Annotated in this window: 8 protein-coding genes; 7 read left to right on the top strand and 1 reads right to left on the bottom strand. The window is 61.5% G+C overall.

Annotated elements, in window-relative coordinates; all coding sequences use genetic code 11:
• Positions 1-269: 269 nt before the first annotated feature.
• Positions 270-1,208 carry a LysR family transcriptional regulator gene (locus tag J7I85_RS24475; RefSeq protein ID WP_214858495.1) on the bottom strand — a complete coding sequence of 313 codons (939 nt, stop codon included), beginning with the start codon at positions 1,206-1,208 and terminating at the stop codon, positions 270-272.
• 240 nt (positions 1,209-1,448) lie between these two features.
• On the opposite strand from J7I85_RS24475, the gene J7I85_RS24470 reads away from it, so the two are divergent.
• The 7 genes from J7I85_RS24470 to J7I85_RS24440 all read left to right on the top strand — a co-directional run bounded on the left by J7I85_RS24470 (position 1,449) and on the right by J7I85_RS24440 (position 8,144).
• Positions 1,449-2,567 carry a PrpF domain-containing protein gene (locus J7I85_RS24470; protein ID WP_214858490.1) on the top strand — a complete coding sequence of 373 codons (1,119 nt, stop codon included), beginning with the start codon at positions 1,449-1,451 and terminating at the stop codon, positions 2,565-2,567.
• Between the two features lie 12 nt (positions 2,568-2,579).
• Positions 2,580-4,025, top strand: a complete 1,446-nt coding sequence (locus J7I85_RS24465; protein ID WP_214858488.1) for an SLC13 family permease — start codon at positions 2,580-2,582, stop codon at positions 4,023-4,025.
• A gap of 1,133 nt (positions 4,026-5,158) precedes the next feature.
• The gene (locus tag J7I85_RS24460; RefSeq protein WP_214858485.1) at positions 5,159-5,560 is read left to right on the top strand and encodes a VOC family protein; all 402 of its coding nucleotides are present in this window, start codon (positions 5,159-5,161) and stop codon (positions 5,558-5,560) included.
• A gap of 138 nt (positions 5,561-5,698) precedes the next feature.
• The gene (locus tag J7I85_RS24455) at positions 5,699-6,175 is read left to right on the top strand and encodes an ATPase (RefSeq protein ID WP_308159649.1); all 477 of its coding nucleotides are present in this window, start codon (positions 5,699-5,701) and stop codon (positions 6,173-6,175) included.
• Positions 6,175-6,510 (top strand): GNAT family N-acetyltransferase, encoded by a 336-nt coding sequence (locus tag J7I85_RS24450; RefSeq protein WP_214858483.1) that lies wholly within the window; start codon positions 6,175-6,177, stop codon positions 6,508-6,510. Before J7I85_RS24455 ends, J7I85_RS24450 begins: the two co-directional genes overlap by 1 nt.
• A 228-nt stretch (positions 6,511-6,738) precedes the next feature.
• A complete protein-coding gene (locus tag J7I85_RS24445; RefSeq protein ID WP_214858481.1) occupies positions 6,739-7,116 on the top strand; it encodes an IclR family transcriptional regulator C-terminal domain-containing protein in 378 nt (125 codons plus the stop codon).
• Between the two features lie 443 nt (positions 7,117-7,559).
• The gene (locus J7I85_RS24440) at positions 7,560-8,144 is read left to right on the top strand and encodes a hypothetical protein (RefSeq protein ID WP_214858479.1); all 585 of its coding nucleotides are present in this window, start codon (positions 7,560-7,562) and stop codon (positions 8,142-8,144) included.
• Positions 8,145-8,523 lie beyond the last annotated feature (379 nt).

Below are 8,523 nucleotides of genomic sequence, written 5' to 3'. Positions count from 1 at the left end.
TATGCATTCCTTGCCCGCCCCCGACCGTTCGGGTGTAAATGCAGGCGAAGGTGCCCTAAGCGCTACACTCCAAATTGTCTCGAAACCGTAGCGTTTCGAGACAGAAAGTTCCTTCGCCACGCACCAGGTGGGGTGGCTTTCATGGCTGGCCTATGCCGTTAACTTCAACCGTCCTGGACAGCCGCCACGGAGGGCCCGGGGCCAGCTCCGACGCCGGTAAACGGGTCCCTGCAGGGGGCACCCCACCGCCGAAACGACCCGCTGCGTTGCTACAGGTAGTCTCCGGCTCGTTCGCGGGCGATCTCCAGCAGGGTGGAGTGGAATGCGATTTCGGCCGGGGCGTAGACCTTGTCTTGTCGTTGGGCCAGTAATACGCGCCGTAAGGGTGCGCCGGGGCCGAGGCTGATGACCCTGACGTCGGGGTGTTGGAGAGCGACGGCGGTTTTCGGCACCATGGCCACGCCCATTCCGACGCTCACCATGGCCTGGGCTTCCTGGTAGTCGTTGGCCAGGAAGCCAATCGTCGGTTCGAAGCCGGCCTCGTGGGCGTAGCGCTGCAGCACTTCCACCACGGGGTGGGCCTCGGCCCGCACTATCCACGATTCCTTGCGGAGCTCTTCCATCCGGATCTCATCGCGGCCGGCAAGTGGGTGCCCGCGGGATACCAAGAGGACGGTGCTTTCCTGGAAGACTTCCGTTATGCGGATTGAATCGTCCTGAAAGCGGTTCCAAGGGTAGTCCCACAGCAGGCACAGGCCGGTAACTCCAGACTGCAGGTCTGTCAGGAGGTCATCGAAGCGTGCGCTTCGCACGGAGAGGCCAATGGCCGGGTACCTCTTTTTGAAGGCCCGGATAACAATCGGCAGGAATGACCCAGCGAGAGTCGGAAATGTTCCGATGGTCAGGGAGCCGCGTTTGAGGCCGGCGATTTGGTCCAGGTCGGACTGTGCTGCCCGCATTTGCCCGACGATCTTGCGGGCGTGGCCGGCGAGCACCTGTCCTGCCTCGGTGGGCACCACCCCGCGGGAGCGGCGGTTGAGGAGAGGCTGGCCAACTTCCTGCTCGAGCTTGCGCAGCTGCTGGGAGACAGCTGACGGCGTGTACATCATCAGTTCGGCCGCGGCAGTGATGGATCCCTGCTCGACGACCTCGACCAGCAACGCCAACCGGCGAATATCGAATAAATCCTGTCTCTCATCGTTAAGCAATGGTTCACCCTTCTGTGCAACATGTTCATTCTATGCATGCGCCGCTTCGCTCCCGGAAAGTTAGCGGTCTTTCGGGGCGCGCAGAGCCGGATTTTCTTTTGGCGCATCCCTGCAGGCTAGGTGACTTAAGCGTTTCTACATCCTTCCTCACAAATCCGACATTGTCTTCATTTGTGATCTGCCTCAATCTCGAATCAGGCCCTTGAACACACCTGGCAGCAGAGAAGCAAGGAACTAACCATGAAGATCGAAGCGGAATGGATGCGCGGAGGCACCAGCAAATGCTGGGTCTTTGAAAGCGGGCAGTTCGGTGAGACTGAAACCAGCCCGGACGTGCTGCTTCCCCGGCTGTTCGGCAGTCCCGACCACAGGCAGATCGACGGTGTTGGCGGGGCGACTTCAACGACCAGCAAAGCGATGATCCTTAGCCGTCCCGTCGGCGACGACGTCGACGTTGAGTTCACCTTCGCCCAGGTGGGGATTGAAGAGGCCGCAGTGGATTGGGGCAGCAATTGCGGCAACTGCTCGGCTGTGGTCGGTCTGTACGCCATCGAGAAGGGCTGGGTGGTCCCGACCGGTGACGTCACCCGGATCGTTACCCGCAACACCAACACCGGCCAGATCATCATCCAGCGGGTGTCCACGCCGTCCTGTGCCCTGCCGATCGTCCCGCAGGCAGAGATGCCGGGTGTCCCGTTCCCCGGATACCGGGTGGGGCTGGGCTTCCAGGACCCTGCCGGCAAAACCACCGGCAAGTTGCTTCCCACCGGGTCAGCCTCAGACAGGATCACCGCCGGCGGAACCCGCTGGACTGTCTCCATGGTCGACGCCGGAGCGCCGGTAGTGATTCTCCGTGCCGAGGACCTTGGCCTTGACCCGGAGCGCTACGATAGCTGGCTCGCCGGGGTGGAGCTGCAACTGGAAACCCTGGAACATATCCGTCGTCACGCCGCAGTGCGCATGGGGCTGGCAGCGACCACGAGCGAAGCGGCCCGCGCCGTCCCCAAGGTGGCCATCGTGGCTTCGCCGGCCCAGTCCGATCCGGACAGCGACGTCAGCGTCATGATGCTCTCGATGGGCAAGCCCCACCCGGCACTGGCCATCACCGGCAGTATCGCACTGACACTCGCCGCCCGCACCCCGGGCACCGTGCTCAACGACATCACCGGCGACACGATTCAACCCACCCTGCGGCTGCGCACACCGGCCGGGGTCATCGAAACCTGGAGCGAGGAACGGGACGGATCGCTGCTCGTCGGCGTCGACCGAACAGCCCGCACTCTCGCGACCACCGTCATCCACCTCCCCGAGGCCCTCGGCAGCGCCGTCGACGCCTCCCTCGCCAGCGCCACTCAATGAGGAGACAGCATCATGACTAAGATCGCAGAACAAACTGCACCCGTAGATAGCGACACAAGCCCCGCCCGCTCCCAGCGTCCCACCCGTCGCCGCCGTATCCTGCTGATGACGGTAGCCGCCGCCACTATCCTGGGTCTGGTCGCCTTCCTGTTCGGAGGTGTCCTCTTGAACCCCGCGGCCACCTCGGGATCGGAGCCGACCATGACCGCAACCCAGATCATCCCGCTCGTCATCCTCGTCGTGATGTTCGTCGTCGCCACGAAATGGCCGCTGAACATCGGCATCATGGGGCTGGTGGCATCCTTCGGCGTCGGCTACTTCATGCTCGGAATGAGCGACAAGGAAATCCTTGAGGAGTTCCCGGCCAGCATCGTCCTGACGATCATCGGCGTCACCTACTTCTTCAGCATGGCCCAAAGAAACGGGACCATCGACATCATCGTTCAGACCTGCGTGCGCCTGGTCAGGGGCAAGACAATGCTCCTCCCCTGGGTGTTCTTCCTCATGGCTGCCGCCCTGACCGCTCTGGGCACCTTCTCCCCGGCCGCCGTCGCACTGCTGGCACCGGCAGCCCTCGGACTTGCCTACGAGTCACGCATCCACCCGGTCCTCATGGGCGCCTTCGTCATCAACGGGGCCCACGCCGGCGGCTTCTCCCCGCTGTCCGTTGCGGGCGTGCTGGTGCACGACATTGCACAGAAAAACGGATTCTCCATCTCCCAAGGCGCGCTTTTCACGGCCAGCTTCGCCCTCAATCTCATCCTCTCAGCCCTGACCATCGTGCTGTTCGCCCTTTTGGGCAAGCTGCGCGACAACCACGCCAACGAGTACGCCGGTCTCGACGCAACCCGCGTCGGACGTCCGAAGGGTCAACAGATCTTTACGCTGGCGTTGATCGCTGTGATTCTCGTGTGCACCCTGGGCTTCCACATGCCCATCGGCTTCGTCGCCCTCTCGGCCGGCCTCCTCCTGGCATTCGTCAACATCAAGGAACACAAAACGTTCATCGGCGGCATTTCCTGGTCCACCGTCCTGCTGGTGGCAGGCATGATCACCTATGTCTCCCTGCTCCAGCACGTCGGCGTCATCGATACCCTCGCCGAGCAAGCCCTCGCACTCGGTGCACCACTCCTGATCGCCCTCGTCCTCTGCTACGTCATCGGCGTCGGATCAGCCTTCGCCTCCTCCACCGCCTTGCTGACCGCGTTCATCCCCCTGGCCGGCCCGCTGCTGGCCACCAGTTCACTCAGCGCCTCCGGAACCGTCGCAGCACTCGCCATCGCTGCCACCGTCGTGGACGTCTCCCCCTTCTCCACAGACGGCGCACTCGTCGTCGCCAACGCCCGCGAGAACGACCGCCAACGCGTCTACAAGCAGCTGATGATGTACGCCGGTGGGGTAGTGCTGGTGGCCCCTGCGCTGGCATGGGCGCTGCTCGTACCCACCGGCATCATGTGACGTGCACTTCCGCTGCTCACGGGACCACGCAGGATGGCTGGCTGCCGGCGCCCCTACAGCCCTGATGCGCACTTGAGCCAAAGGACCGCTGGATCTACATCCGGCAAGCGGACGGGACGGCCTGCACACCATCGCAACAGGTAGCCCGAAAGACGGGCGCAGGAACAACCCGAACGCACCTAGGCAGGGCCACTCACATGTGGCCCTGCCTCTGGGTTGGAACATGATGCCTCCTACCCCGTATTTCACATCTCGCTCACCATTCACGAACCAAGGAACCCAAGTAATGACACTCCACCGACACCACACCAAACGGAATAGGGACACTAAAGGGGAACCTATAACCAACTGGCGTGCACTTTCACGAGCAGACGAAGTCGAAATCTACAAGGAGGACAAACCTACCGCCACCGGTCGCGTTGACATGCTCTCATTCGACGGGAGCATGCTCTGGCTCCGTAAAGACGCAGGAAATGAGCGCACTCTATTCCTGCATGAAAATGGTCTACGCGTTTACCGGCGAAACGAAGGCCCAAAAGTTTGACCCACCTACTGAGTTCAATCGCCCTTGTCACCCCAGCCACTGGGTGTTTTCGCAGAAGCGGTCACTGGCTACAAGGAATATCAGGAGGGGTCGGCACAACTTCCAGCAGGACGGCCGGCTGAAGACGCATTCGATCTTTCTGGAACTGGACCGTTCACGTTGCGATGGAGAGCAGGCGCGCCTCAAAGGCGATCCTCACCCGGCACGCTCAAAAGAGTCACCCAGCACGCTGACCTTCGGTTGCGGTTCTTCCGGCGCAGCCATCTCAGGTCGGGACGCGCTAATAGCGCGGGGAGCGGAACCCGCCAGATAGGCGGGGATGATTGCACACCGGTGTACCGCGGCCTTGCGGAACGATGGCTTTTCCAAGATCGACTCGCCGCGGGCATTGCTTCTCCTAATGGGCTCGGTGTCTCGAAACCGCTGTGCCTCGAAACGCATGGGATATATGAGACCCTCATGCTCGCTGAAGTCATCCCATCGATAGAGATCAGGATTTCAAAAGTTCCGCTCCGTTAGTCGATCCATTGTTGATACAGCCCGTTAGCGCTGAAGCACGATCCAGTGAGGCGACCTATAGAGTGGGCGCATGGCGACCCTTCAGCCCTATGTCATTTTTCCCGGAACGGCTCGGGCAGCGCTCACCTTTTACAGGGACGTTTTCGGCGGTGAGCTTTCGTTGCATACGTACGAGGACTTCGGCAGGAGCGACGGCGCTCTAAGCGCGATAGCTCACGGTGAGCTCCACGGCGAAGTTGCTTTGGCCGGAGCCGATGCAGCAGCCGGCGAGAAATCGGTCCGGGTCGAAGGCCTCATGCTCTCGTTGCTGGGAACCGCTGAACCGGAAGTTCTCCATGAATGGTTCGACAAACTCTCTGTTGGTGGCTCGGTGGTCGATCCCCTCGCGCCGAAGCCCTGGGGAGCGTCAGATGGCCAAGTAGTCGATCGTCACGGACTTCACTGGCTCGTTGGATATGAGCATGGGGCGTGAACGGATGGGGTGTCTCGGTTCCAAGGAACCGGGACACCCTCCGTCGTGGATGCCTCAGGTTACCGCCGCAGCTCGCTTTGACATATTCAGTGGGCGACTGAACAAAGCGAAGTCCTATTCATCGGAGTGCGTTCCGGGGTGGGAAAGACGAATCGAGGCGACAACCTGGATATGGCCCATCCTGTCCCGTGGGCGCACGGTTTGGCCGAGAAGAACCTGTGCGCTATGTGGAAGAACTACCGTGAGCTCGGCTACCGACGATTGATCTACACCAACACCGTCAGCGTCCGACTCACGCAGGAACTGGCAAAAGCGATGGGAGATAATCCCAAGATCATAGGCGTTCTGCTCATGGCCAACGATTTGACCGTATACAAGAGGCTTGCAGGACGGGAAACCGGGACAGATCTGGACTCCCACGGCGAACGCAGCCAACGCGCCGCTCATGATCTTGATCTTCACACACCTCCATGGTTTCACCGCGTCGAGACCGATGACCGCACACCCACAGACGTCGCAAAGGAAATCCTTGCCCTGACAAGCTGGCAAGATTTAGCACCGGTGGGCATCCCAGCGGACACAAACAATGCGGGAAGCGTGGCGAAACTGCCCTAATGGCTTCCAACGGTCCAAAACTGGTTGTTCGATTCAACGTGGACGACGCTTCACTTTCTCAACTCCATGCGGATGCCTTCGGCGCACCATCCCGCATGACTCCCTGGAGGGAACGCCTCGAACTGCATAGCGTCAGCTGGGTAGGCGCTTTCGAAGGAGAGCAACTAGTGGGCTTCGTTCACGCCGTATGGGACGGCGGTTCACACGCCTTTCTTCTCGACACGGCAGTAGCTCCCGGTTACCAAAGTCAGGGCATCGGAACCGCAATCGTTAAATCCTTGATAGAGGACATCGCCAAGCGAGGTTTGTCAGTGGGTGGAAGAATCGTTGGATGACTCTGTTTTCTTAACGCCTCTGTGTGCCAGGAGTGTTATAAGCCAGTTCGAGTAGGCCGGCTTCTGTGTGTGTGAATCCAAGAACCTGAGACGGCCCCTGCGCGTTTAAAGTCCCAGTTGGACGGCTTCGGGAAGTTCTAGGAGTAACTGTATCGCCAGGCTTGTGTAATCAGCGCTGACGTCCCAGCTCGGCTGCGACCCGCACTCCTTCACTGCTCGTAGCGTGCAGTGACGACGGTCGAGTGCGTGCTGCAGCCGGAGGACACCAGCGCCCGGATAAGCGGCGACGCCGGGATCCAGGCCAGCGAGCTCGAGAACATCCGCTCACAGGGATGGGCTGCCACCGATAGCGAAAGAGTGCCCGATGCCCACGGCATCGCAGCCCCCTTCTTCGTCGACGGCGCCGCCACAGGATCCGTCACGGTCACTGTTCCAAATCACCGAGTGGCCGGAGCCCCTGCCGACGAACTGGTTGCCGCCGTGGTCAAAACAGCCCACCGACTGACCCGCCTACTATCTGTGGAGCAGCCCGCACGAGTGGCCACCGAGCAGCCAGAAGCGACCCGAACCAACGCAACAAGCACTCCATTGACCATGGGCGTCTAAAGAGGTTGCCCCAAAGAATGCCGCCACCAAGCGTTAAAGTCCAAGACATTAGGGAAGACTGGGCAAGTCTGGATTGCACCAGCACTCCAGACGAAAGCCGCAGATGGGGGCCGCATGGTCGTTGACTTCATACTCTTTCTCATTGAAGGTGTGCTGACCTTCGTTGAGCACCTGTTCCTTCGCGGAAGGGCCTCGGGCAAAGGCAGAGTCCGCAACAGCCTGGAACGCCGGAAGGCTCAGCGCTCCGAAAACGCGGAGGGCTGACGCCAGGGCAGGAGGTGTTGCACGCGCGGAACATATGGAGAGTTTTTGTACAGATAATGGGTCCTGAAGGCCTCGGGACGGCCATTATCTGTACAAAAACTCGGAAGAAATGTCCGCGGCGCCCTTTAGAGTGAACCGACGGCAAGTGGGCCACGTAACAGCTGGGCACCGTCCGGTCGGTGGCCGACTTCGGCGAGATCAGCTGGCAGCTCACGGCCCGGCGGATCGAGGAGCTCAAGGCCGAGAAAACCGAACTGGAGACCGCCAGCGACGTGCTGAAGCAGCTGACCGCCAAGGAGTCCGCCGTGGCCGCGGAGCTGGAACGGCTGGAGGAAAAGGCCGGCAAGCTGCGCGAGCGCCTGGGCGCCAACGAGAAGGACGCAAAGGACATCGCGGAAGCGATCGAGGAATGCCAGGGCATTCTCGCCGAGACTCCCCTGACGGACGACGGCGGGGTGCTGGCCGCCGTCGAACATCTCACCAAAGCGGCGCTCGGGGACAGGACGCTGACGTACAAGAACACCGGCACGGCGGAAAGCGCGGTGCGCGCCGGGCTGACGGACACCATCGACGCGCTGTCCAGGCGGATCGCCCGCGCGGCGGAGGGAACGGTCCGGCTGATGGCGGACTTCCGCAACAAGTACCCGAATGAGACCACGGACATCGACGCAGCCCTCGAGGCTGCCCCGGACTTCAACCGGCTGCTGGAGCAGCTGGTCAGCAACAACCTTCCCGCTTCGAGGCGCACTTCAAGGAGTCGCTGAACCAGAACACCATCCATGAGGTTGTGGCGTTCAACGCGTTCCTGTTGGCCAATGGCCCTCCAAAATTTCACTCCTGGAACGGGGCCCCCTCCGCAACGACACCCTCGCCACGAACTACCGCCAATGGCTGACCGAGCAACCAGCCAAAATACCGAGCGGGCGTCCACAGGGAGCCGGAGCCGCTTCGGGCCGGGAAGATAGATCGGTCAGTTCACTTCCCGTCTTTGGCGCAGACCATCCCGGCACAGCGGCAGATGAAGATCTGCAAAGAAGGGGCCGGGTGGCGGGCTAGCAGGTTTTGCGGTTGGCGGTGCGTGCTGGGAGGCGCCTGCGGAGCCTGCTCATGCCATACAGCGCGAGCAGTGTGGCCAGCAGCCCC

Source organism: Arthrobacter sp. ISL-65 (assembly GCF_018613795.1).
GTDB lineage: Bacteria > Actinomycetota > Actinomycetes > Actinomycetales > Micrococcaceae > Arthrobacter.
The sequence above is the reverse complement of the archived record's forward strand: the minus strand, read 5'-3'. Positions and strand labels throughout refer to the sequence as shown.

Bases quoted from the DNA above. Each gene is read 5' to 3' on its own strand.
- J7I85_RS24465 (WP_214858488.1), top strand. From the start codon at position 2,580: ATGACTAAGATCGCAGAACAAACTGCACCCGTAGATAGCGACACAAGC.
- J7I85_RS24460 (WP_214858485.1), top strand. From the start codon at position 5,159: ATGGCGACCCTTCAGCCCTATGTCATTTTTCCCGGAACGGCTCGGGCA.
- J7I85_RS24470 (WP_214858490.1), top strand. From the start codon at position 1,449: ATGAAGATCGAAGCGGAATGGATGCGCGGAGGCACCAGCAAATGCTGG.
- J7I85_RS24450 (WP_214858483.1), top strand. From the start codon at position 6,175: ATGGCTTCCAACGGTCCAAAACTGGTTGTTCGATTCAACGTGGACGAC.